The sequence below is a fragment of the Halalkalibacterium ligniniphilum genome, from assembly GCF_000334155.1.
Lineage (GTDB): Bacteria > Bacillota > Bacilli > Bacillales > Bacillaceae_D > Halalkalibacterium > Halalkalibacterium ligniniphilum.
Genome location: NZ_ANNK01000096.1, coordinates 1 through 23,935, shown reverse-complemented (window position 1 = coordinate 23,935; position 23,935 = coordinate 1). Strand labels below are relative to the sequence as shown.

Here is a 23,935-nt window from a genome sequence, read left to right as displayed (position 1 = left end):
CATGAATGATTTATTGAATAAAGGGCTCCTTCTTGTTGAGAAACTTCAACAAGAAGGATTTCGGGCAGCAATTGTAGGTGGAGCGGTTCGAGACTATTTGCTAGGAAAACAACCGGTTGATCTTGATCTTGTGACGTCAGCGACACCAGAGCAACTGCTTGAGCGATATTCGAAGTCATTTCAACTGAACAATCGTCATGCCACGGTCACAATCTCCTTTATGGATCAATTTTTTGAAGTAACGACAGAGCGGGGGAAGGATCTTACGGAAGATTTGGCGATGCGTGACTTCACAATGAATAGTATCGCGATGGATAAAAACAAAAGGCTGATTGACCCTTTGCAAGGAGAAAAGGACTTGAAAGCAGGAGTGATTCGCTCTCATGAACCGAGAAAGCGGATGGCTGAAGACCCACTAAGAATGCTTCGAGCTCTTCGGTTTGTCAGTCAATTTGGATTTTCCCTTGATCCAAGCTTGAAAGAGGTTATGACCAAAGAAAAACAGCAAATAAAAACAGTGGCCGTTGAGCGGATTGAAAAAGAATTAGAACGCCTGCTTATAGGGGAATTTCGCAAGCACGCATGGCAGCTTGCCCGAGAGACAAGCCTTCTTTCATTCGTTCCTGGGTTAACGGTCACGGCTAAAGGACTTTATACCCTTGAGCAGCTCCCTACAGAAGAGGGATTAAACCTTCCCGTCCATTGGGCCTCTTTTTGTCTAGCGAATGGGGAGGAGCTTGAAGCGATACAAGGGCTTCGTTTAGCAAAACAAACGGAGAAAAAGGTGCGTCACCTTTGTCGTTATTTTGCCTTTCGACAAGAACACAGCTGGGACGATACTTCCCTTTACACCGCTTCTCTTGAGGTGGCTTTAGGGGTGGAGCAATTAAGAAAGTGGTTCGGACATGAGCCAATGCCTGCAAAAGAGCTGTATATTAAATGGAATTCTTTGCCTATCCACTCGCGAGAAGATCTCCAAGTGGACGGTCGTGTGCTAATGGAGCACTTTAAGGAGCCTGGTGGGCCGTGGATTGGTGCAGCATTAAATGAAATCGAGCAAGCGGTCTTAGCAAGGGAAATCAAAAATGAAAAAGAAACCCTCTTACAATGGGTACACGAAAGGAGGAATAACCGATGAAAGAAACACTATTAAAAATGCTCCTTGAACGTGATGGCGAGTTTGTCTCAGGTGAAAAAATTAGTAAAACAATTGGCTGTTCCCGAACCGCTGTATGGAAGCATATTGAAGAATTACGTAAGATGGGATATGAGGTCGAAGCAGTACAGCGAAAAGGCTACCGGATCGTAAAACGACCAAATGGGATTCAAGCCCATGAAATTCAGTCAGGACTGACAACAAAAAAAATCGGACGCGAAATTACCTATTTTGATTCCACATCCTCAACTCAAGTTGTTGCCCATCGTTTGGCACAAGAAGGGGCGCAGGAAGGACACGTCGTAGTTGCCAATGAACAGACCGGTGGTAAGGGAAGATTAGGACGTGCTTGGCATTCACCACCTGGTACAAGCATTTACATGAGCTTGATTCTTAGACCCCAGCTACCTCCACAGCGTACCCCTCAGCTTACGCTCTTAGCTGCTGTTGCGGTCGTGAAAGGAATTAAGGATGTAACAGGTTTAACGTGTGAAATAAAATGGCCAAATGATCTGTTAATCAAAGGAAAAAAGGTGGTTGGCATTTTAACCGAAATGCAATCAGAGCCTGACTGTGTTCATTCCGTAATTATTGGAATCGGGATTAATGTGAACCAGCAAAAGGAGCATTTCTCTTCAGCCATACGCAACATTGCCACCTCTTTAGCGTTCGAAAAAGAAGAAGAAATTCAGCGCTCCCAATTAATCGCAGCAATCTTCGCCCATTTTGAGACATTGTACGAAGAATACATTGAGCACGGATTTTCACGAATTAAACCAATTTGGGAAGCATATGCCGTCAGCATTGGTAAGAAAATCTACGCTCGTTCCATGCATGAAGTGATATATGGAACGGCAAAAGGGATTACGAATGATGGGGTGCTTTTGTTGGAGGATGAATTAGGAGAGATTCATCATATTTATTCAGCAGATATTGAATTGGCTGATCAGGAGTAGGCGAAATCTGTTATACTTTATATGAATGGGCGGTATCCCTTTGGAACTGCACCAAAAGGCTTTTGAATGAAAAAATGAAACATACGGGTCTGCCTTGATCCAAAAAATGGACTAGGACAGAGGGATCGATGAGCGTTTTTGCTGCACATAAAACGATCGTTATTTTTACGATGCTATCCTTCTTTCCTTCTGAGAGAAGGATTTTTCTGCGTGCGTCAAAACAGCTTATGGAGCTTCCTCGGTTAGGAGGATGAATGAAATGAAAACAACTGCAAGCTTTCGAAAAATGAAAAAAAATGGTGAAAAGATCGCAATGATGACAGCGTATGATGCACCATCAGCTCGTCTTGTGGAAGAGGCAGGGAGCGATTTGATTCTTGTAGGAGATTCCCTTGGGATGGTCGTCCTTGGCTATGATTCGACGATTCCTGTTACTGTGGATGACATGGTCATGCATACAAAAGCAGTTCGACGCGGTGCATCAAATACATTTATTGTGACCGATTTGCCGTTTTTTTCGTATCATAGTACATTTTCAGAAACGGCTGCACATGCACGTCGATACATGCAAGAAGCAGGCGCCAATGCAGTTAAGCTAGAAGGGAACGGTGACGTCATTGAGACGATTCGTCAGTTAACGTCGGGAGGGGTTCCTGTGATGGGGCATCTTGGCTTAACACCACAAGCTGTTGGGGTCCTCGGTGGCTACCGAATCCAAGGGAAAAATCTCGAAGCAGCGCAGCAATTACTTGATGATGCCAAAAAAATCGAAGCGGCAGGCGCTTTTGCCCTTGTGTTAGAATGTGTACCTGAGCAAGTCGGTTCTTTGGTTTCTGAGCAATTAGAGATTCCGGTTATCGGGATTGGCGCGGGAGCTGGCTGTGATGGCCAAGTCCTCGTTTATCACGATGTGATTGGCTACGGGAGTGCCCATGTCCCTTCCTTTGTCAAGCAGTACACAAATGTGTCCGAATCCATTCGTCAAGCCTTGACATCCTATACGGAGGAGGTAAAAACAGGGGTTTTTCCCGCAAAGGAGCATACCTTCACAATGAAGGATGAGGATGTGAAGAGGCTATACGGAGGTTTGTCTGAATGATCATTTGTCGAACAAAGGAAGCATTACGAACAGAAATTAAAACCAAAAAAGCCGAGGGGAAATCGATCGGATTTGTGCCAACGATGGGATATTTACATGAAGGGCATTTGCATTTAGTGGAGCAAGCCAGAGCTGAGCACGATGTAGTTGTACTTAGTATTTTTGTCAATCCGCTGCAATTTGGCCCTAATGAGGATTTGGATCGCTACCCGCGTGATTTTGAGCGAGATGAACGATTGGCAATGGAAGCAGGAGTCGATCTTGTCTTTTATCCTACTGTTGAAGAAATGTATCCGGATGAGCCATCCCTTGCTATCCATGTGAAAAAAGGAACGGACGTTCTGTGCGGAGCGAGCCGTCCAGGTCATTTTGATGGCGTTGCTACGGTTGTTCTCAAGCTATTCAATCTCGTACAGCCAGACGACGCGTATTTTGGCATGAAGGATGCCCAGCAAGTAGCTGTTATTATGAATATGGTTCGTGATTTAAACCTTGATGTTCGCATTGTCCCATGTGAAACAGTAAGGGAAACAGATGGGTTAGCAAAAAGCTCCCGAAATGTAAATTTAACCGCCGAGGAACGAACAGAAGCCCCACTCCTATATCAAACCTTGCAGGAAGCAAAAGAAATAATTTTAACAGGGGAACGAGAGGCTGACATGGTTCGTGCCTACCTTTTAAAGCAATATGAGGATAGGCTGTCAGGGAACGTTGATTATGTAGAGCTGTTAAGCTATCCGGACCTTGAACCAATCAAGACAATAAAAGGGACTGTTATTATCGCTGTTGCGTACCGTTACTCAGCGGTCCGCTTAATTGATAATATCGTTTTTACATTAAATGAAGGATAAATAGGGGAGGTATTAAGAATGTTCCGCACAATGATGAAAGCGAAAATTCATCGTGCCCGTGTAACGGAAGCAAATTTAAATTATGTGGGCAGCATTACGATTGATGAGGACATTATGGATGCTGTAGATATTGTAGAAAATGAAAAGGTTCAAATCGTCAATAACAACAATGGCCAACGGTTTGAAACCTATGTGATTAAAGGACCAAGAGGAAGCGGTGTTTTTTGTTTGAACGGAGCCGCAGCCCGACTCGTGCAGGAAGGTGACGTCATTATCGTTATTTCTTATGCCCTCGTTGCTGAAGAGAAGGTTAAAACTCATGTGCCGCGTGTTGCCATTATGAATGAAAAAAATCAAATTGTTGAAATGCTTGGAACGGAGCCAGCTTCTACCGTCTTTTAACTCGTATATTCCTCCTGTCTTGATCAAACACTTTGAGAAAGAAACAAACAGGAGGAGAATACAATGGAACAAGGGTGGAGAGGGTTTGTTGAACAGATAAAGAAAAGCTGGGAAATGCTTTCAGAAAGAGAAAGAAAAGAGGCGCTTCTACTGTTAGAAGGCTGGTCGTCTCAACTCCTTGATGAATGGTCAGATATGAATGAAGTGACCGCAAATTTAGCACAACGTTTAGCGGAGCGAAAGCCATTTGAACCGTATGTGTCAAGAGGGTCGTCTCTTTTTGACCTGGAGTTGTTTGCTGAGGCGGCACAGGAGCTCGAAAGCGAAGTGAAAGCTTTACCGACACACTCACTCCTCCTGCTTTATTCCATCTATGCAAATCTTTATGCTGGTTTAACCGATCGCTGTAAAGAGCGCTGTCTGTATGTCTTACATCTGACAACAGAGCCAGTCATTCGATATTTTACGTATGTCGCTTTAGGATGCATGCATGTGCAAGAAGGGCGGCTTGAAGAGGGAATTTCTTCGTTTGAACATGCAGAGAGCCTAACAATTCATTCAGATGTATTGTATAATTTAGGTGTGTGCCATTATTTAAATCAATCGTATGAGCTCGCAAAAAGGTATTTTATACAAGTTGTCGATTTCGAACCTGAGGATGCAGAAGCATACTATCACCTTGGCTGTTGTTATTTGGCTCTAGGGGAAGCGGGTGATGCTCATGAATCCTGGCTCTTAGCCCTGCAGCTGCAGGAATCAACCACGCTTTTACAAGCGATGGCGTACCTTTTTGAATGGTACGGTTTGTATCAAGCAGCGATCCATTGCTATGAGCGACTCGTTTCCATAGGTTATGAAAAGCAACTTGCTAAGCATGGAATGGCTTGGAACTATGCATTAATGGACAGACGCAAGGAAGCATTAATCCTTTTTGAAGAGCTTGTAGAGGCAGATTCGCATGTGGAAGAGGTTCAAGCTTCTATAAAATGCTTAGCTGAGCAGTGGGGAGAAACAACATTTCAACACTTATTAGTAGAGTCTGCACCTTACATTTGAGGTGGAAATATGAACGACCGATTTGTAGTTATTGACATTGAAACGACCGGCCAATCGGTTGCCCAAGGCGATCGAATCATTGAAATTGGGGCTGTTGTCATTGAAAAAGGCTGCATTGTAGACACGTATTCAACACTTGTCAATCCTGAGCGATCCATTCCTCTTTTTATTGAAGATCTGACAGGGATTACGGAGGAAATGGTTCAAGATGCGCCTACGTTTCATTCATGTATTCCGACCCTTTTAACGATGTTAGAAGGGGCTTATTTTGTTGCACACAATGTGCAGTTTGATTATAGCTTTTTACAAAAGCAGCTTGAACTTGAAGGCTATGAACAGCTAACGATGCCTGTTCTTGACACCGTTGAGCTTGCTCGCGTTCTCCTTCCTTCTGAGGAAAGCTATAAATTAAGCCAACTAACAGAGCAGCTCGGTTTTGACCATGATCGCCCACACCGGGCTCAAAGTGATGCTGAGGTCACAGGAGATCTGCTTCTTTTATTACTGAATAAGCTGCAAGCCCTTCCTGTTATCACCTTGCAGCAATTGGAGCCACTAACTGATTCATTTATCAGTGATATCGGGCCAATCATCGAGGATTTGATTCAGAAAAAATTGCATCTACATACTCATGATGAGGAGAAATACGATATTTACCGGCAGCTTGCGTTAAAAAAGCAGGTGGATGAAGAAGAAGAAGGAGATGTAGGGTCCTTTTCTTATGAACAGTACAAAGAGCAATTGACACAGGAAGACGGAGATTTGGCCCGTGCTTTTGAAAAGTATGAGTGGCGAAAAGGACAGCTTAAAATGATGGATGTAGTGGACGAAGGATTTCATAACCATGAGCACCTTCTGATTGAAGCTGGAACAGGCACAGGGAAATCTCTGGCTTATCTCGTACCTTCCGCCTTTTTTGCGAAAAACCATCAGGTACCTGTGGTCATTAGTACACAAACAATCCCTTTGCAGGAGCAAATTTTAGAGCGGGACATTCCTCTTTTAAAAAAAGTACTCCCTTTTCCGTTAAAGGTAGCGCTATTAAAAGGTCGAAACCATTATTTGTCTTTAAGAAAGTTTGAGCAATCTCTTGCTGCTGGTCATCATGATGATACATACGATACGATTCTAACAAAAGCCCAAATTCTCGTGTGGCTTACGGAAACGGACAGAGGTGATCGGGAAGAGCTGAACCTACCTCCTGGTGGAAATGGCTATTGGTATACGGTTCAAAGTGATGCGGAATCTTCCTTGGGGAAATATTGTCCATGGTTTTCACGCTCCTTTTATCAACGTGCTAGAAAAAAGGCCCAACAAGCCGATTTAATCGTGACCAATCATGCCCTTCTTTTCACTGATATGGTCCAAAAAAAGGGACTAATTCCATCTTATAAGCAGGTTGTCATCGATGAGGCGCACCATCTTGAGGAAATCGCAAGTGACTATTTAGGGATGCAAACAGATTATGTAAGCTTTTATTATTTGTTTCAGCGTATCGGATTTGGCGAGAAAGAGGGTGTGGTCGATCGTCTTTATTCGATTGCCACAAAACGACAGCTTCCCTTGACTTTCAAACGAAAAGAGCTAGATGAAAAAATTCAATCCGTGCTTAAGGAAATCGATGAGCTGTTTCGACAAATTCATGGTTATGTGCTCCGCAAGCAAAAAACATCAGCCTCAGATGTAGGGAGATTAATCTATCGTTACGAAAGCTATGCTGAACATGGTGTGCAGTGGGAAGCCATTCTTGAGAGTACGATGCGCGTTCATTTGCAAATGAAAGAGCTGCGTCAATTATTCCTACGACTGATTCAGCCATTCGAAGTTGTTCGTAAGGAGCTTTCCTTTCAAGAGCAGGGAATTCTTGCGGATAGCCATGGTTTGTTTGAAGCCATTTATGAAGAGGAAGATAAGCTTTATCAGCTACTTTTAGAAGCCGATCCGAATGCAGTCTACTGGATTGAAATTGAAGCTCGGGGTGCGAAAAACGCAACGTATTTGTTTAGCCGACCTGTTGAAGTCGGCGAGTGTCTTGCTGATGAATTTTTTGCAAAAAAGCATAGTGTTGTCATGACGTCTGCAACCCTGTCGATCAAAGGATCATTTGACTACCAGCTAGAGCGGCTTGGTTTAAATGATTTTGGCGTGAAGACGGTAATTATTGAATCGCCTTTTGATTATGAACGACAAGCAAGGTTGTTGCTGCCAACCGACCTACCATCGATTAAGGATGTTCCAGAAGTGGATTTTATCAATGAAATCTCCATTAAGCTTTGGCGAATTGCAGATGCTTCCTCTGGCCGGGTGATGGTGTTGTTTACTTCATTTGAAATGCTGCGGCAGGTGTATCAAAATGTGAAAGATCTTTGCACAGATGAATCATTTGTTTTAATTGGTCAAGGAATTAGTAGCGGGAGTCGTGCGAGGTTAATGAAAAGCTTCAAGCAGCATGAACGAGCCATCTTATTCGGTACGAGTAGTTTCTGGGAAGGCATTGATTTGCCTGGAGATGAGCTGCGAGTCCTCGTCATTGTTCGTCTCCCATTTCTCCCACCAGACCAGCCATTAATTCAGGCACGGATGGAGAGGATAAAAGAAGAAGGAAAAAATCCGTTTATGCACGTGTCCTTGCCCCAGGCGATCATCCGTTTTAAGCAAGGCTTTGGCCGACTTATTCGAACAGCCGATGATAAAGGGGCAGTATTCGTTCTCGATAAACGAATTTCTACCACTCGTTATGGGCGGTTATTCATTGAATCACTGCCAAATGTTCCTGTTCACAAAGGTAAGCTTGAATCATTAATCGAACATTATGGGGAGTGGTTATAAGATAGACGGTTTGGTAAGTGGGCACAAGGTGACCAAAGAGCAGGAAAACGGTCTTGTTTACATCAATTTCTTTGTATGCAGGGAATGAAAAGCTGAGGGGAGAATATGGATACATTAATTAAAAATATTACGATCATCACAATGAATCGTGATCAAAAAGTGATTCAATCAGGCTACCTTGGTGTTGAAAATGGGAAGATAAGCACCATTGGCGATGGTGAGGCTTCAATTGAGATAGAAGAAGGAGCAAAGCAGGTTATTAACGGTAAAGGCAAATGGGCGTTGCCTGGACTCATTAATACCCATGGTCATATCGGCATGGGACTATTAAGGGGGCATGCTGACGATTTGCCCCTTCACCGCTGGCTTGAAGAAAAGATGTGGCCATTTGAAGGACAGCTTGACAGAGAGGCTGTATTCGCTGCACGGCAGCTTGCAATGGTTGAAATGGTTAAATCGGGAACAACAACCTTTTTAGAAATGTATCATTTATGGATGGATGATCTTGCAGAGGAAGTGGAGCGCAATGGCATGAAAGCCGTTTTAATGCGTTCCATGATCGGATTATGCTCTGAAGAGGAACAAAAAGCAAAGCTTCAAGAAGCGGTAGCTTTTGCCAAGGCGTGGAACCGTCAAGCAAATGGACGAATCCAGACAATGATGGCACCACATGCCCCCTATACGTGTCCTCCAGCTTTTATCGAAAGGATCACAGAAGCTGCTAGAGAAGAGAACCTTGGACTGCATATGCATATAGCAGAAACGAAGAAAGAAGTGGAGGACCATGTGAATTTATATGGCATGCACCCTCTGAATCACTTAAAGGAGTTAGGTGTGTTTGAGAACACCCATTGGCTTCTTGCCCATTGTGTCCATATCGGTGAAGAGCAAATCGAATTGCTCAAATCCTATCCTATTCATGTGAGTCATAATCCGATGAGTAATTTAAAGCTTGGCTCAGGCATCGCACCTGTTGGAGAAATGCTTGCAAAAGGAATAAATGTGGCATTAGGAACGGACAGTGTCGCTTCGAATAACCATTTAGACTTAATTGAAGAAATGCGGTTCGCTGCGCTCTTACAAAAGGGGCGCAACCTGGACCCAACGGTTTTACCAGCAGAAGAAGCACTTATGATGGCGACACGAAACGGGGCGTTAGCCTTAGGTTTGGATGGGGAAGTGGGTACTCTTCAAAAAGGTGCAGAAGCTGATGTGATCCTGGTTAAAGCTAACGAAGCTCATTTGCAGCCGTGGAGTCACCCTTTTTCTCATGCCGTATATGCCTTGAAGGGAGCCGATGTGACAGATGTGTTTGTTCAAGGCGTGCAGCTTATGGAAAATCGTCAGCTAAAAACACTCGATGAAGAAAAAATTGTAGCCGAGGCTAATAAGCATTACGAACGGATGTTAACGCTTTTATAAAAAGCAAAAGTCAAACGCTTCTTCATTGACACGGTTATGTCGGGAAAAAGGCGTTTGACAAAGGATACAGCGAACATGAGGTGTGAGTGTAGACATGTTTTTAACTAAGCATACGATCCTGCATGAGCATCTCTGTTAGTTTGAATCATCTGCTTGAGATGGCTCAGCAAGAAAGCATTGAGGAAATTGTGTTTGTCTAAGTGAAGGCGGGAAGACATGATGAATGGAGGAACCATGACGAATGAGCAGAGCAGCTTTCTGCTTATGTGCTTGAAACCATTCAGCAGTAGACGTCATTTTAGTAAGCCCTTGAATCACGTCCAACCCCCTTTCTTGACCTTAAAGCCTTCATACAGCTGTTGAAAAACGTTCGCTACATCTGTTTTTCGTTAGCGTATTGTTAGTATGACCGACATGCTTTACCGTATGTTTAGCAAATGTTGAACGGAAAGCAGAACATTTTACATTGGAGGCGAGATTATGGACGAAAAGATCCAAGTCATATCAACTGTAACCATTCAGCGATCCTCTGATTTGTATAAGGTCGTTGACGCATTAAATCGAACATTAAAAAACGATGATTTAATGTTTGGCTTAGCATTAGACGAAAATGATGAGGAAAAAATGGTCTTCAAGATTTATCGAACTTAAGTAAGGACGGATTAAAATGATAAAAAAATGGGTAATTGTTGGGTTGGTCCTCTTTTTTACGTTGACGATTGGCTTAAGCGTTTACGCATATCAAGTCATTCGATCACCCCTTCTTGAATCACAAGAACAAGCTACATCCTATGTCTTAGAAGAAGGGCTTCTCTCATCTGTTACTGATGTGGAATTTTATCATGGAACAGCTGCATACATTGTCCTTTTTGGGATTGATGAGGACGGCGATGAATCGATTGTTTGGTTGAATGAGGAGAATGAAGCCATTGTTAGAAAAGCGGAGGATGGCATTACATTTGAGCAGGCTCGTGAGATCGCAGAGGCAGAATTGCCCATTCAAGAGCTTCGCTCGATTCGGTTAGGGATTGAAGTGAATCGCCCAATTTATGAAATCACGTATTTTGATAATGAAGAGCGTCAGTCTTACTATTATGTAACATTTGAAGATGGAACGTTCGTAAAACGGTATAGCATCCGGCCGTAATCGCCGGAAACGAATGAAATAATATGGTTAAAAACGGACAATTTGTTAAAAGCACTTGAAAGGGAGAAGATTCCGTTCTATAGTAAGAGAAATAGCAAAAGGGAGGATCAATCAACCATGAAGCTTTCAACACGTGTTTCCACGTTGACCCCATCGTCAACACTCGCAATAACAGCTAAAGCAAAAGAATTAAAAGAGCAAGGACATGATGTCATTGGATTAGGGGCAGGAGAGCCTGACTTTAACACCCCTCAATATATTATTGATGCCGCAGTACGCTCAATGGAGGAAGGACATACAAAATATACTCCGTCTGCAGGGCTGCCTGCTTTAAAGCAAGCGATTATTGGTAAGTTTAAACAAGATCAAGGCATTACATATCAGCCAGCTGAAGTTTTTGTTGGAACTGGCGCTAAGCATGTTCTCTACACCTTGTTCCAAGCATTACTTGATGAAGGCGATGAAGTGATCATCCCAATTCCATATTGGGTAAGCTATCCAGAGCAAGTAAAGCTTGCTGATGGTACGCCAGTATATGTAGAAGGCTTAGAAAGCAATGAGTTTAAGGTGACACCTGAACAGCTTGAAGCAACGATTACGGAAAAAACAAAAGCGTTCATTTTAAATTCACCAAGTAATCCAACAGGCACCCTTTACACGATGGAAGAGCTTGAAGCGTTAGGAAACGTTTGTTTAAAGCATGATGTATTGATCATTTCCGATGAAATTTACGAAAAGCTTGTCTATGGCGGTGTTCAGCACGTGTCAGTTGCTGAAATTTCACCAGATCTTAAAGAACAAACGATTATTGTTAACGGGGTTTCAAAATCCCATTCCATGACAGGATGGCGGATTGGATATGCCGCAGGAAACGTCAAGTTAATCAATGCGATGACAAACTTAGCGAGTCATAGTACGTCCAACCCAACAACAAATGCCCAATACGGTACCATTGCTGCTTATACCGAAGATGATGGTTCAGTCGAAATAATGCGCGCAGCCTTTGAAGAGCGTTTGAATAAGATCTATGAACAGCTCATTAACATTCCTGGTGTATCATGCGTGAAACCAAAAGGCGCATTTTACTTGTTCCCGAATGTGAAGGAAGCAGCTGTAATGAACGGTTTTGACAATGTGGACGATTGGGTGACTGCATTGTTAGAAGAAGAAAAGGTTGCCCTCGTACCTGGTTCAGGGTTTGGTGCTCCAGATAACGTTCGTCTTTCCTATGCTACTTCATTAGACTTACTCGAAGCAGCGATTGAGCGAATTGAACGATTTGTTCGCAATAAAACAAAATAAAATCAAGATATGGGCTAGACGCTTCCAGTGAGTGTCTAGCCTCTTCATTTATTCGCTTACGTCCTCTTTTATTTCTTCATGCACGAACAGATTGACTTCAATTTTTGAACAAGAGTATAATGAAGGTTGCGTTACATAAGTAAATTGAGCATTGGTTTTGATGGAGGGAATAAAGCGTGAAAACGACAATTGCAAAAATCGGTCAGCACGTAGGAGAAGAAGTTACAATTGGTGCATGGCTTGCTAATAAGCGTTCAAGCGGAAAAATCGCTTTTTTACAATTACGAGATGGAACTGGATTTATTCAAGGTGTCGTTGTTAAAGAAGACGTAGGTGAGGAGCTTTTCCAAACGGCGAAAAATATCACGCAAGAAAGCTCTCTGTATGTAAAGGGAATCGTTCGCAAAGAAGAGCGTGCTCCGTCTGGATACGAGCTAACGGTTACTGGTGTAGAAATTATCCATGCTGCTGTAGACTATCCGATTACGCCAAAGGAGCATGGAACAGATTTTTTAATGGATCATCGTCACCTATGGCTTCGTTCAAAGCGACAGCATGCGATCATGAAAATTCGAAATGAAATCATTCGTGCAACGTATGAATTTTTCAATGAGAACGGATTTGTGAAGGTCGATCCTCCTATTTTAACAGGAAGCGCACCAGAAGGGACATCAGAATTGTTCCATACAAAGTACTTTGATGAGGACGCCTATTTGTCTCAAAGTGGACAGCTTTATATGGAGGCGGCAGCAATGGCCTTAGGACGCGTTTTCTCATTTGGGCCTACCTTCCGTGCAGAAAAATCAAAAACACGACGTCACCTTATTGAGTTTTGGATGATAGAACCAGAAATGGCCTTTGTTGAATTCGAGGAGAATCTTGAAGTCCAAGAGCAATATGTAGCTTATAATGTTCAATCCGTCGTAAAAAATTGCAGCATTGAATTGAAAACACTCGGTCGGGATGTATCTAAGCTAGAACGAATCAAAGCACCATTCCCACGAATTACCTATGATGATGCCATTAAATTTTTACAGGAAAAAGGGTTTGATGATATTGAATGGGGTGATGATTTTGGTGCACCTCATGAAACGGCCATTGCTGAGAATTATGACATGCCCGTATTCATTACCCATTACCCAACCTCATTAAAGCCGTTTTACATGGAACCTGATCCAACGCGTGACGATGTCGTGCTTTGTGCAGACTTGATTGCACCTGAAGGCTATGGTGAGATCATTGGTGGTTCTCAGCGGGTGCATGACCCAGAGTTGCTGAAGCAACGTCTTGATGACCATCAACTCTCACTTGACGCTTATCAATGGTACCTTGACTTACGCAAATATGGGTCCGTCCCTCACTCTGGATTTGGTTTAGGTCTAGAACGAACCGTTGCTTGGATTTCAGGAGTTGAGCATGTCCGTGAGACGATTCCGTTCCCACGCTTGCTTAATCGTCTCTATCCTTAAAAACAATCGTAAAACCCGTGTAAAGGCAATTCTTTTACTACGGGTTTTTCTTTTTTTGATTTTGTTTATGACAACCGATAGAATAATGACAGAAAGAAAATACTGGTTACGTCATTTCACTGATTAAAGGTAGTGGAACTCATGCTATAATGATCGAGAGGTGTTTCGACATGGATCAAACAATACTGACAAAATGGGTAGCATCAGGACAACTTTCGATCTCGAAACTATTGCTGCAGCATTACAGTGATTTAGACTTAAACGAAGAAGAACTAGTTGTTCTTTTACATATTCAAACATTTATCGAAGCAGGTGATCATTTTCCTACTCCTGAGCATTTAGCGTCAAGGATGACGCTAAATGCCACTGCTTGCTCAGAGCTTCTCGGTCGGACGATAAAAAAGGGTTGTTTATCTTTAGAAAAACGGTTGGATGATAACGGCGTTTCATATGAATTTTTCTCTCTTGCTCCGCTATGGGAACGGCTGGCAGCTTTTATCGGTGAAAAAGAACAAGAGCAAAAATTGCAGAAGCAGCAAGAGATGGAGGCAAACGTATATCGACTGTTTGAGCAAGAATTTTCCAGACCCCTCTCACCAATTGAAGGGGAGACGTTAACGATGTGGCTCGATCAAGATCATCATTCACCTGAGCTCATTCGTGCCGCCTTGCGAGAAGCCGTTGTCTCAGGAAAGTTGAATTTCCGCTACATTGACCGAATTTTATTTGAATGGAAACGAAATGGTATCAAAACATTAGACCAAGCAAAAGCATATGGAGAAAAATTCCGCGCCCATCAGCTGCGGCGAAAGCCTGAGCAGGAGAGGGCGAAGGCAGAGTCATTTCCTTCCTATAATTGGTTGGAGCAATAAGGCGAGAAATGTTCTGTTTTTTTATTCATTGCAAAAATAAAAACATTTGTGGATGTTAGGTTTAGAAAGGAAGCATGATGTTAACGATTAAACAAACACAAGAAGCATTGAATGTCATTGCCGAGATGTATCCTGATGCTGAGTGCGAATTGCATCACTCGAATCCTTTTGAATTGCTCATTGCTGTTGTGCTTTCAGCTCAATGCACGGATGCATTAGTGAACAAAGTGACACCAGCGCTATTTGCCAAGTATAAAAAGCCAGAGGATTATGTCCGTGTCCCTTTGGAAGAATTAGAGCAGGATATACGTTCCATCGGTCTTTACCGAAATAAAGCGAAAAACATTAAGAAGCTGTCCCAAGCGCTGATTGAGCAATATGGCGGAGAGGTTCCAAAAGAACGAGATGAGCTTGTAACCTTAGCTGGTGTTGGTCGAAAAACCGCCAATGTTGTCGCCTCTGTTGCTTTTGGATTTCCTGCGATCGCTGTCGATACGCATGTTGAACGGGTAAGCAAACGATTGGGTATTTGTCGCTGGAAGGACAATGTTCGAGAGGTTGAGGAAACGTTGATGCGAAAGCTACCAAAAGAAAGATGGTCACAGGCCCATCATCAGCTTATTTTCTTTGGTCGATATCATTGTAAAGCACAAAATCCACAATGTGAAATTTGTCCGTTGCTTGAAATGTGTCGTGAGGGGCAGAAGCGAATGAAAAGGAGGGCAAAAGGATGACCGATATTTTAGTGCCTAACCCCTTTGTCCGTCCTCCTTTTTATGAGAAGCAAGGTACGGTGGAATGTAGTGATGCCTCATTTGAGGCGATCATTCATTCCATTCCTTTTTATTATGATTTAGAAGGAACCGTTGCTCCTTGGAAGGAGCGAGAACATTATGTGCCGAAGCTGTTTCAGTATTGGGAGCAGTCAAAGCCTGCACTCGAATTATACTATGAAGCGAGAAATGCAGAGGCAGCAAAAGAGCCAATGCTTATGGCAACAGCAGCGTTTGTGGACGCACTTTTTTGGACGAATAAGCAACCTGTTCGTAAGCTGGTAGACATTGAAACAGATGCAAAAGCGCTTTCGATTAAGCCAATAAACATCGAAGAGCGGCTAGCCTTTTTGCTTGCTGCACCAAATAAATACCATTCCTATGTACAGCTTCGAGCGATGATGGACGAATTGATGAAAATGTATTATAAATCTGTTTTACTAGCTCATGAAAAACAAAAGAACAATGATGGAAAAGTTGAAGGTGGTGCTTTGAAATGACGTCCCAGACTGTCGAGCGGCAGACCATTGGTCATGGGGTTATACTGACTGATTCAGAACACGAGCGGTACAAGCAGGTGCTAAAAAAGCAAGAGAAGAAAGAATTCCAGCTTGCTTTTTGCGGTCATTTTTCTGCAGGAAAGTCGTCGATTTTAAATCGGATTCTTGGTGCTGAAGTGTTGCCTACAAGCCCAATCCCTACAAGTGCAAATGTAATTGAGATTATGAATGGCCCCCTTGGCTTAACCCTTAAGCAAAGCAATGGGGAATTAAAAGTATGGGAAGGCGAAATTCCTTGGGATCAAGTTCGAAAATGGGGTATGGATGGTCATGAAATTACAGGAATGACTATTTCTGCTCCGCTACCATTTCTTGGGGAGGTCAGTAAGATTTACGATACACCGGGCGTAGATTCTACGGATCCTTCACACCAAGCTGTGACTGCAGAACAGCTTTATACAACAGATGTTATCGTCTATGTGATGGACTATAATCATGTTCAATCAGAAACTAATCTTTATTTTTTAAAGCAGCTATCTGAAGAAAAAAAGCCACTAATCATTGTCGTCAACCAAGTGGATAAGCATGATGAGAACGAGCTATCATTCGAAGTGTTTGAACATTCAATCATTGAAACGTTTAAGCGTTGGGACATTGAGTATCGTCACATGTTTTATACGAGCATGAAAGTGGATGACCATCCATTAAATCAGTTTGCTTCCTTTGAAAAGACGATTAAACCGATGCTTTATCATGGAGAAGATCTCGTCCCACTTGCTGGGAAGCGTCTCTATCAGAGCTTTTATTTAGGGGTGGAAGCAAGGCTGCGTGAGGAACAAGAAGAAGCGATTGAAGCTGTGTTAGATGAAATGAGAAGAAACGGGCACGACCCAAAAAAGCTTGAAAAAAGGGAAGAACTTGAGCAAGCGTTAGCAGGGCTTGAGAATGCATCTGACGAACTAAGAGCTTCATCTATGCAGCGTCTGCAGGATTTAATGAAAAGCGTCACCTTATTCCCATTTTCTACGACGGATTTAACAAGAGAATGGCTTGAAAGCATGCGCCCTGGTTTTAAAATAGGCTGGTTTGCCTCTAAAAAGAAGACAGAAGAAGAGAGAGAACGTCGTCTCCAAAAGCTGATGGATGAGCTACAAGACAAGGTGAAAAGTCAGCTGGAGTTTCATTTGCATGCGATGTTTCAAGAGATTGATCGGGAAAAGCTATCGAACGAAGAAGAGCTTGAGCGGGCAATCGAAGCTGTGCATTATACTGTTAAGCCGTCGTTATTCAAAAATAATGTGATGGCAGACAATACAAACCGCGAATATGTTTTTACCTTTACAAAGGAACGAACAGACCTGATTATCAAAGATCTTCGCGAAAAAGCGGCGCATGTCTTTGATGTGCAGCAGAAGGGTATGGCTCGCTACTGGGAAGCTGAGCGTCAGAAGCTGTTAAAGGAAATGAACGAGCTAGAAGAGATAGAGGCTTACGTTCAAAAAGTTGAGGCGATAAGAAAGGCATTTGCTAAGCAATGCGATGATGTTCGCAAAGAGGGTAAGCAATATGATGACAAAGGCGCGTATGAAGAAGCATTAACGAAGTGGGAAAACGCCTCTGTTCAGCTTGATGAGCAGGCTGATAACGCTTTCGCCACAGTCGAGCTTCCAATAGAAAGTGTCATTAAGGCCGAAACACTCGAAGTGAGTGCGGAGGAAGAAACGATCTTTGATGAAACAGCTGCAAAACAGTGGCTAAACCGACTTGAAAAAGGATTGGAAATAGGGGAGGAAGCCTATTATCCGCTCAAGGAGGAAAAGAAGCAGCTATTAGAGCGAATCAAACGCTTCCGTCAGCAGGAATACATGCTCTCTCTCTTTGGTGCATTTAGTGCAGGGAAATCGAGTTTTGCCAATGCACTGTTAGGTGAGCAAGTTTTACCAGTCTCTCCCCACCCGACAACTGCAACAGTGACAACGATTCGTCGCTCAGATGAGTCGCATCAACATGAGCGTGCTGTCATTCGTGTGAAGAAAGCAGAAGCGATCGATGAAGAGGTTCAGGCGGTTGGACGTCAGCTTGATCTTGATGTCAATTTTGAATCGTTACCGTCCTTTAACGTGGCTCAAAAGAATGTCGGCACCCGTGCTCAAAAAACGTACATTGAATATTTATTGATGCTGAAAGCCGCATTAAAAAAGACAGAGTGGACCTTGGGAGGGGAGTTGGAAGTATCTCTACAAGAGCTGCAGCAATATGTAGGGAATGAAAACTACGCATGCTTAATTCAAGATGTAACGCTCTATTACGATTGTTCCTTGACTCGCCAAGGCATTGTCTTAGTGGATACGCCAGGGGTCAATTCCATTCATGGGCGACATACAAACGTAGCGTTTACCCAATTACGACAATCGGATGCGATTTTTTATGTGACGTATTACAATCATTCATTCTCAAAGGCTGATCAATATTTTCTGCAGCAAATGGCAAAGGTGAATGAATCGTTCCGTCATGACAAGCTGTATTTCATCCTTAATGCTGCTGATTTAGCGAATTCAGAAGCGGAATTGCAAGGTGTCCGCTCTCATCTACGTGAACAGCTAGTCGCAAATGGAATTGAACAGCCGCGACTTTACCATCTTTCAAGTAAAGCAGGACTAAAAGCTAAACAAGAACAGGAAGAGCGTCCAAATCTTTTTCAAGCATTTGAATCGGCGTTTTATAAAAATACGATCGGTCAGCTAAAATCCCTAAGCTTCTCATTAATGGAAGAAGAGACCAAGCATTTCCTTCAAAAGCTTGAGGATAGTCTTTCCTTTTTAAAAGAAGAAACAACGGAGCAGGATGCTCGTCGTCAAAAGCTTAAACAAACCGTTGAGGCAATGAAACAAGAGGTAGGTGCTCTTGAAGCACCTGTGCCACTAAGGGAAAGCTTGCAAGAGCTTGAGCAGCTAATCCTCTATTTGCGCCAGCGTATTCGTTATATGTTAAACGATGAATTTGTCCATTCCATTAATGTGTCAACGGTTAAAGGCACGAATAAAAAAGCACAAATACAGAGCTTATCTCAGGCCATTAAAGATTGGCGAAACACAGGGGAGCATTATATTAATCAGGAGCTTGCAGCCCTGTCCATACGTGTGGAGGAAACAGTGAAAAAGCAAATGGAAGCGTGGGGGAGAGCAACGGAGAAACGCTTAAAAACAGAGCTGCCTCATTTGTATACAGACTGGTCTTTTATTAAGGCACAGCTTCCTGATTTGAAGATCCAACGATTGCTTGCGATTCAAAGCACCTCGTATGAGCATTACTTTACGTCGTCAAAAGCCTTTTTTGAAGAAGGTGGGCTAAAGCGGTTAAAAGAAGCGCTCGTTGAGGAGGGAACGACCTTAGCAAGTGAACAGCTACAAAAAATTGAAGCAGAGAGACGTGAGCATGTCGAAGCCTCTGTAAAGCAAGTAGAGCAAGAAATCAAACAACAGCTAATTTTAGCTATTGACCGTGAATATGAGCGGTTTGACGCATTAACAAATGAAGGAACCCAAATCTTGCTTCAAAAGCAATATGACGCTTTATCTGAGCTTTAGAATGAAAAAAGGACTGACCAAGAGTGTCAGTCCTTTTTTCTAGTTTTCTTCATTTTCATTTTCATTCGCTTCGACGATGCTATCAGAATCTGAATCCTCTTGCTCTGGTGTGCCGTTGTCGCTACCATTGTCTTCATTTCCTTCACCTGCGCCAGGAGGGCCATTCCCATTACCTGGACCATTCTCGTTTCCAGGTGGTGTTGTGACTGGATTTTCATCCGAACCATTCTCATCTCCTGGTTCTAGCTCATCTATAGGATCAGGAATGTCTTCATCCTCTTCTTCCTCTCCAGGAATCGTTACTTCCACTTGAGCAGGATCACTTGTGAGACTTGAATTCTCATCGGAAATCGCAATGACTCGGAAGCTATAGGTTGAGCCAGGCTGAATGTTCGAATAAATGAACTGCATATCCTTTGATTGGCTCAGATTTTGATAATCGCCGCCATCCACGCTCACCTGGAGTTGGAACGAGATGTTTTCAAGTAAATCTGAGTCGTAAGTCCAGCTACCGATAATCTGATTTGTATCCTCATTGTAAGCAGCAGTAAAGCCAGATGGTGCTTCAATTCTCTGGAATTGCTCAGATACGCGAGTTGGCTCATTTCCACGAACAAAGAGCTCGTAAACAATTTCACTCTCTGGTGTGAAATCACTTGGGAGAAGTCCTGTTGAGCGTTCAACTCCGATGCGAACGACTGAATTTGGCATTTCAAAATCAGGTGTATCGACGTTCGCTGAAACCTGCTCCATGATGGATTTAAAGATTCGTTGAGCTAATTGTCGTTCATTGCCGCTTAAGTAGTTGCTTTCCCCCTTGCGGTCATACCCAGTCCATACGGCAGCTGTATAATTGGTCGTATATCCAGCAAACCAAACGTCTGGAACCCCTTCACTAGGGATGCCATACTGCCTAATGTCGTCTTCACTAAAGTTGGTTGTACCTGTTTTCCCTGCTAGAGGAAGGCCAGGGATGTTTGCGGTTGTACCTGTTCCTTCTGTCACAGCCGTTTTCAGCATGTCTGTGATCATATACGCCGTATAGTCACTCATCGCTTGTGAGGCCTCTGGGGTTGTATCGATTTGACGTCCATCTGGAAACTCAATTTTTCGCACAGTGTACGGCTGAGTATAGCTACCGCCATTTCCAAAGGCAGCATAGGCACCAGCTAAATGAAGAGTAGAGAGACCTGTGCGAAACCCACCAAGTCCATATGCTTCAGGCATTGGGCTTTCTTCAATTGGAATCCCTAACCCTTCTGCAAATTGTTCAGCACGATCAACGCCAACCTCTTGCAGTGCCTTAATCGCTGTTACATTTCGTGAACGGGCAAGGGCGCGACGCATTGAAATATCACCCTCATAGCCGCGGTCAAAATTTCGAATCGGAACCCCATTGCTATAATTATGCGGTGTATCAGAAATAATGTGTCCAGTCGACCATTTCAAATGCTCGATTGCTGGTCCGTAATCTAAGATTGGCTTAATCGTTGAGCCTGGCTGCCTACGAATATCCGTTGCATAGTTAAAGCCACGTTGGATCCCTGATTCTTCACGGCCACTTCCTATCGCTTTTATTTGCCCTGTTTTTGTATCAAGCAGGGTAACACCAGCCTGGAAGTCTTCGTTTGCAGGGAAACCACTCACAAATTGGTCCGTATGGAGAACGGAGTCTACCTGCTGTTGTGCTTCCTGATCAAGTGTCGTATAAATTTTTAAGCCACCATTATATAAGTCGCTGACCGAAATGCCTTCCATTGCTTCAACTTCGGCAAGTACTTGATTATAAAACGCTTCATATGGGTAAGCTTCACGTTCTTGAACATCTAGCTGCTCCTCAATCGGAACAGCTTTCGCTGCTTCAGCTTCCTCACTTGTAATCTTTCCGTGCTGCTCCATCAATGAAAGAACAAGGTTCCGTCGATTTTCGGCATTCTCAGGATTGTGAATCGGGTCATAATAGCTTGGTCGACGGGGAATACCTGCAAGTAGGGCCGCATCGGCAAGTGAAAATGATTCATCGGTAATTGATTTGTTAAAAAAAGTTTGTGATGCTGCTTCTACCCCGTAGCCACCAGAAGCGAGATAGATTTGGTTTAAATACATTTCTAAAATCTGATCCTTAGAATACTGTTGTTCAAGGCGAATGGCTAAATACTGCTCTTGAATTTTTCTTGTAAGCGCCTTGTCATGCGTTAGAAAGGCGTTTTTTACAAGCTGTTGGGTAATCGTACTAGCACCTTCTGCACCAAAACCTTCAGTAATATTGGCAAAAACAGCACCAGCCACCCGTCGCAAATCGATCCCGAAATGCTCTCGGAACCTGACATCCTCTACGGATAAAAAGGCGTCCTCTAGCACTTGCGGAACATCTTGAATGCTAACATTGACTCGGTGTTCTTCTGCATCAAGCTGGGAAACAAATTCATCATTTTGGTCATAGATTTGAACGGCTTGTGCAAAGGCAAGTCGTTCAGGATCTAGAGGTGGTGCTCCTTGAATAATGGCAAAAGCAGCAATCCCACCTGCAAGAATGCCCACTGTCATTAGTATGAACGTTGCTATCAATATTTTTTTAAATAAACCGCGTTTCTTCTTTTGCTTTCCATTTTTCGCTTGTGATTTCGCATGACGACGCCCTTGTCTCGTGTTCATTTGCTCTGACATCGTTTCTCTCCCTTTCTAATAAAAGCATCCATCCTATTTAAAATAGACTTTATCAACAATCGATAAATAGTCAACACGTGGATGATAACCTATTTTAATCAAAAAGCCGTTTGTTTCAATATCGGACTTTTGTATTGATTTGCGCTTGGCATGCTGCGCTTCAAATTCTCGAATGACATAATGTGCATCCAGTAAATAAATTTCATCATGAACTGTAAACTTAAGGAGAACAAAACAAATCCCCTGCTGGTCAAGTACATTTTTCATATGGGTAATCTGGTGTTCATGAAAATTTTGCAACGGAAAAGACGTCTTATTTCTTGTTTCCTTTGCCTCAAAATCTAAGTAGCGTCCGCGATAGACGCCGTTGTAATCCGTTGTTGAGGGCTGTTTAAAATAGGCTTCTTTTATAACAGCAGCACTTCGCATCGGATAATCAACATGGACAATTTGAACAGGGGTCGGTTTTTTATGGATAACGGCAATTCTTTGACTTAAGTAATAATCATTTGTTTCATTAATATCTGTTTCAAGCGTCATACCTCTGTTGCTATGGCTTAGCTTCTTGTTGCATGGCTTCTTTGTTGCTGCTTGTGTGTTGTAACGCTTGCCATTTGGGTAGCGAATCGTCACCACTTATCACATCCTTTCCAAAATGGGCCAAGGCATGCATGGAATGGTCGATAAAGACAAAGAATATTGGTTAAAATCCATCATTTAATCTTACCATAAAAGCTCGACCCTTGTTATATAGTTTGTATCAAGTTTGTGACTCTCTTTCTTGCCTAAGGCGATCATGAGTGACCATCGAAAGCCTGAAAAGTTTGGAGGTTCAAAGTGAACACGAAGCCATTCTCGATTTCAAAACAACAAGCAAGCATGTTGGCACATCTTCAAACAAAAATAACCCATTATAATCTTGATAACATCGCTAGGACGATGGCCTATCAACGTTTTTATCAACGTCATCCAGAAATTCGCTGGGCGCTGCTCGCAAGCTTGGTCTCAAGAAATGCCGGCTATCATATGACGGATCTTCAGAGCAAATGGTTTCAACAATTAGTGAACCAAGAGCAACGGGCTTTGTTATTTTGTGCCTATGAACGGGCCAACTGGTTAATTTTTAAAGATGCATACCCACAGCTTCTACTCTACGAATGGTCAAAGCGAAAGAAGCAGCCATTGTTCGATTTATTAAAGCATTTTAATGTCTCCCGCTTTATGAAAAAGGAATGGGAGCTTTTCTGGGAAAAACGAGATGAACAGCGTTTATGCACCGCGCTCATTATTAATGAGCAGCATGTCATCCAATCGAGTGTGATCGACCATCCCAGCTTTCGTGAACGTGTATTTCGTAGTTTTCCTTTTTTTCTCGAAGAGCAGGGACATTTTGGGGCTGTATTGTTTCCTGTCTTAGAAGGAAAGCTTTACGGTTTATATGTACGTGATTTTCGCAGGATAGATGCAAGAATTTGGCTCGGGAAGCAGCTTCAGCAATTATTATTCCATCCAGACTATTTTCAACATTTTTATACGTTTGCAACGTCGACAGAGCATACCGGTTCAAGAAGAGACTATGGTAGGTATTTGCAGTGGGAAACAACAAATACAAGTCCTTTTTTGCGTATTATCTATCCGATTGTGAATCACAGGTTGGAGGAAAAAAAGGATTGGTACGAGGAAAATAAACAGGTTGAAGCTTATTTTGCAGTGGAAAAAGGGGTGCATCCACAAGAACGAACAAGCTGGGTGCAAAAAAAGCAGCTTGAGCTTTTTCTCCTGTATCAAATAAAAAAGAAGCTTACATAAAGAATAATTATTGATGAGACATCGAACGCAATAGTGGC

The 23,935-nt window shown here is 42.9% G+C and carries 20 protein-coding genes; 17 read left to right on the top strand and 3 right to left on the bottom strand.

The window, feature by feature from the left end:
* Position 1 precedes the first annotated feature (1 nt).
* The 8 genes from BLT_RS0111800 (at position 2) to BLT_RS0111760 (ending at position 9,771) form a co-directional block, all read left to right on the top strand.
* A complete protein-coding gene (locus BLT_RS0111800; RefSeq protein WP_017728001.1) occupies positions 2 to 1,138 on the top strand; it encodes a CCA tRNA nucleotidyltransferase in 1,137 nt (378 codons plus the stop codon).
* Positions 1,135 to 2,112, top strand: coding sequence for a bifunctional biotin--[acetyl-CoA-carboxylase] synthetase/biotin operon repressor (locus tag BLT_RS0111795; RefSeq protein ID WP_017728000.1), 978 nt, complete (start codon positions 1,135 to 1,137; stop codon positions 2,110 to 2,112). Before BLT_RS0111800 ends, BLT_RS0111795 begins: the two co-directional genes overlap by 4 nt.
* Positions 2,113 to 2,371: 259 nt before the next feature.
* Positions 2,372 to 3,211, top strand: a complete 840-nt coding sequence (gene panB / locus BLT_RS0111785; RefSeq protein ID WP_017727998.1) for a 3-methyl-2-oxobutanoate hydroxymethyltransferase — start codon at positions 2,372 to 2,374, stop codon at positions 3,209 to 3,211.
* Positions 3,208 to 4,062 carry a pantoate--beta-alanine ligase gene (panC, locus tag BLT_RS0111780; protein WP_017727997.1) on the top strand — a complete coding sequence of 285 codons (855 nt, stop codon included), beginning with the start codon at positions 3,208 to 3,210 and terminating at the stop codon, positions 4,060 to 4,062. Before panB ends, panC begins: the two co-directional genes overlap by 4 nt.
* Before the next feature lie 18 nt (positions 4,063 to 4,080).
* The gene (gene panD / locus BLT_RS0111775; protein ID WP_017727996.1) at positions 4,081 to 4,464 is read left to right on the top strand and encodes an aspartate 1-decarboxylase; all 384 of its coding nucleotides are present in this window, start codon (positions 4,081 to 4,083) and stop codon (positions 4,462 to 4,464) included.
* Between the two features lie 63 nt (positions 4,465 to 4,527).
* Positions 4,528 to 5,520: a tetratricopeptide repeat protein gene (locus BLT_RS0111770; protein ID WP_017727995.1), complete on the top strand. Its 993-nt coding sequence runs from the start codon at positions 4,528 to 4,530 to the stop codon at positions 5,518 to 5,520.
* A gap of 9 nt (positions 5,521 to 5,529) precedes the next feature.
* Complete coding sequence (gene dinG / locus BLT_RS0111765; RefSeq protein WP_017727994.1) at positions 5,530 to 8,349, top strand: ATP-dependent DNA helicase DinG; 2,820 nt, start codon at positions 5,530 to 5,532, stop codon at positions 8,347 to 8,349.
* A 105-nt stretch (positions 8,350 to 8,454) separates the two neighbouring features.
* A complete protein-coding gene (locus tag BLT_RS0111760) occupies positions 8,455 to 9,771 on the top strand; it encodes an amidohydrolase (protein WP_017727993.1) in 1,317 nt (438 codons plus the stop codon).
* 135 nt (positions 9,772 to 9,906) lie between these two features.
* Here the strand turns inward: BLT_RS0111760 and BLT_RS0111755 are convergent, their stop codons facing one another.
* The gene (locus BLT_RS0111755; RefSeq protein WP_017727992.1) at positions 9,907 to 10,089 is read right to left on the bottom strand and encodes a hypothetical protein; all 183 of its coding nucleotides are present in this window, start codon (positions 10,087 to 10,089) and stop codon (positions 9,907 to 9,909) included.
* A 162-nt stretch (positions 10,090 to 10,251) separates the two neighbouring features.
* On the opposite strand from BLT_RS0111755, the gene BLT_RS23155 reads away from it, so the two are divergent.
* From BLT_RS23155 to BLT_RS0111715, 8 genes are all read left to right on the top strand, one after another.
* Positions 10,252 to 10,422: a YpmA family protein gene (locus BLT_RS23155; protein ID WP_017727991.1), complete on the top strand. Its 171-nt coding sequence runs from the start codon at positions 10,252 to 10,254 to the stop codon at positions 10,420 to 10,422.
* A 16-nt stretch (positions 10,423 to 10,438) separates the two neighbouring features.
* Positions 10,439 to 10,918, top strand: coding sequence for a cell wall elongation regulator TseB-like domain-containing protein (locus BLT_RS0111745; protein WP_017727990.1), 480 nt, complete (start codon positions 10,439 to 10,441; stop codon positions 10,916 to 10,918).
* Positions 10,919 to 11,035: 117 nt separating this feature from the next.
* The gene (locus BLT_RS0111740; protein ID WP_017727989.1) at positions 11,036 to 12,220 is read left to right on the top strand and encodes a pyridoxal phosphate-dependent aminotransferase; all 1,185 of its coding nucleotides are present in this window, start codon (positions 11,036 to 11,038) and stop codon (positions 12,218 to 12,220) included.
* A gap of 176 nt (positions 12,221 to 12,396) precedes the next feature.
* Positions 12,397 to 13,689 carry an asparagine--tRNA ligase gene (asnS, locus tag BLT_RS0111735; protein WP_017727988.1) on the top strand — a complete coding sequence of 431 codons (1,293 nt, stop codon included), beginning with the start codon at positions 12,397 to 12,399 and terminating at the stop codon, positions 13,687 to 13,689.
* A 170-nt stretch (positions 13,690 to 13,859) separates the two neighbouring features.
* Complete coding sequence (locus BLT_RS0111730; RefSeq protein ID WP_017727987.1) at positions 13,860 to 14,561, top strand: DnaD domain-containing protein; 702 nt, start codon at positions 13,860 to 13,862, stop codon at positions 14,559 to 14,561.
* 77 nt (positions 14,562 to 14,638) lie between these two features.
* The gene (nth, locus tag BLT_RS0111725) at positions 14,639 to 15,295 is read left to right on the top strand and encodes an endonuclease III (protein ID WP_017727986.1); all 657 of its coding nucleotides are present in this window, start codon (positions 14,639 to 14,641) and stop codon (positions 15,293 to 15,295) included.
* Entirely contained in the window at positions 15,292 to 15,834 is a 543-nt protein-coding gene (locus tag BLT_RS0111720; protein ID WP_017727985.1) for a YpoC family protein, read from the top strand. Before nth ends, BLT_RS0111720 begins: the two co-directional genes overlap by 4 nt.
* Positions 15,831 to 19,421, top strand: a complete 3,591-nt coding sequence (locus BLT_RS0111715) for a dynamin family protein (protein WP_017727984.1) — start codon at positions 15,831 to 15,833, stop codon at positions 19,419 to 19,421. Before BLT_RS0111720 ends, BLT_RS0111715 begins: the two co-directional genes overlap by 4 nt.
* Positions 19,422 to 19,460: 39 nt before the next feature.
* Here the strand turns inward: BLT_RS0111715 and BLT_RS0111710 are convergent, their stop codons facing one another.
* Together BLT_RS0111710 and recU are read right to left on the bottom strand one after the other, a co-directional pair.
* Positions 19,461 to 22,088, bottom strand: coding sequence for a PBP1A family penicillin-binding protein (locus BLT_RS0111710; RefSeq protein ID WP_017727983.1), 2,628 nt, complete (start codon positions 22,086 to 22,088; stop codon positions 19,461 to 19,463).
* Between the two features lie 33 nt (positions 22,089 to 22,121).
* Entirely contained in the window at positions 22,122 to 22,721 is a 600-nt protein-coding gene (recU, locus tag BLT_RS0111705; protein ID WP_026105091.1) for a Holliday junction resolvase RecU, read from the bottom strand.
* Positions 22,722 to 22,925: 204 nt separating this feature from the next.
* On the opposite strand from recU, the gene BLT_RS0111700 reads away from it, so the two are divergent.
* Positions 22,926 to 23,897 (top strand): DUF2515 domain-containing protein, encoded by a 972-nt coding sequence (locus BLT_RS0111700; RefSeq protein ID WP_017727981.1) that lies wholly within the window; start codon positions 22,926 to 22,928, stop codon positions 23,895 to 23,897.
* The last annotated feature ends 38 nt before the right edge of the window (positions 23,898 to 23,935 follow it).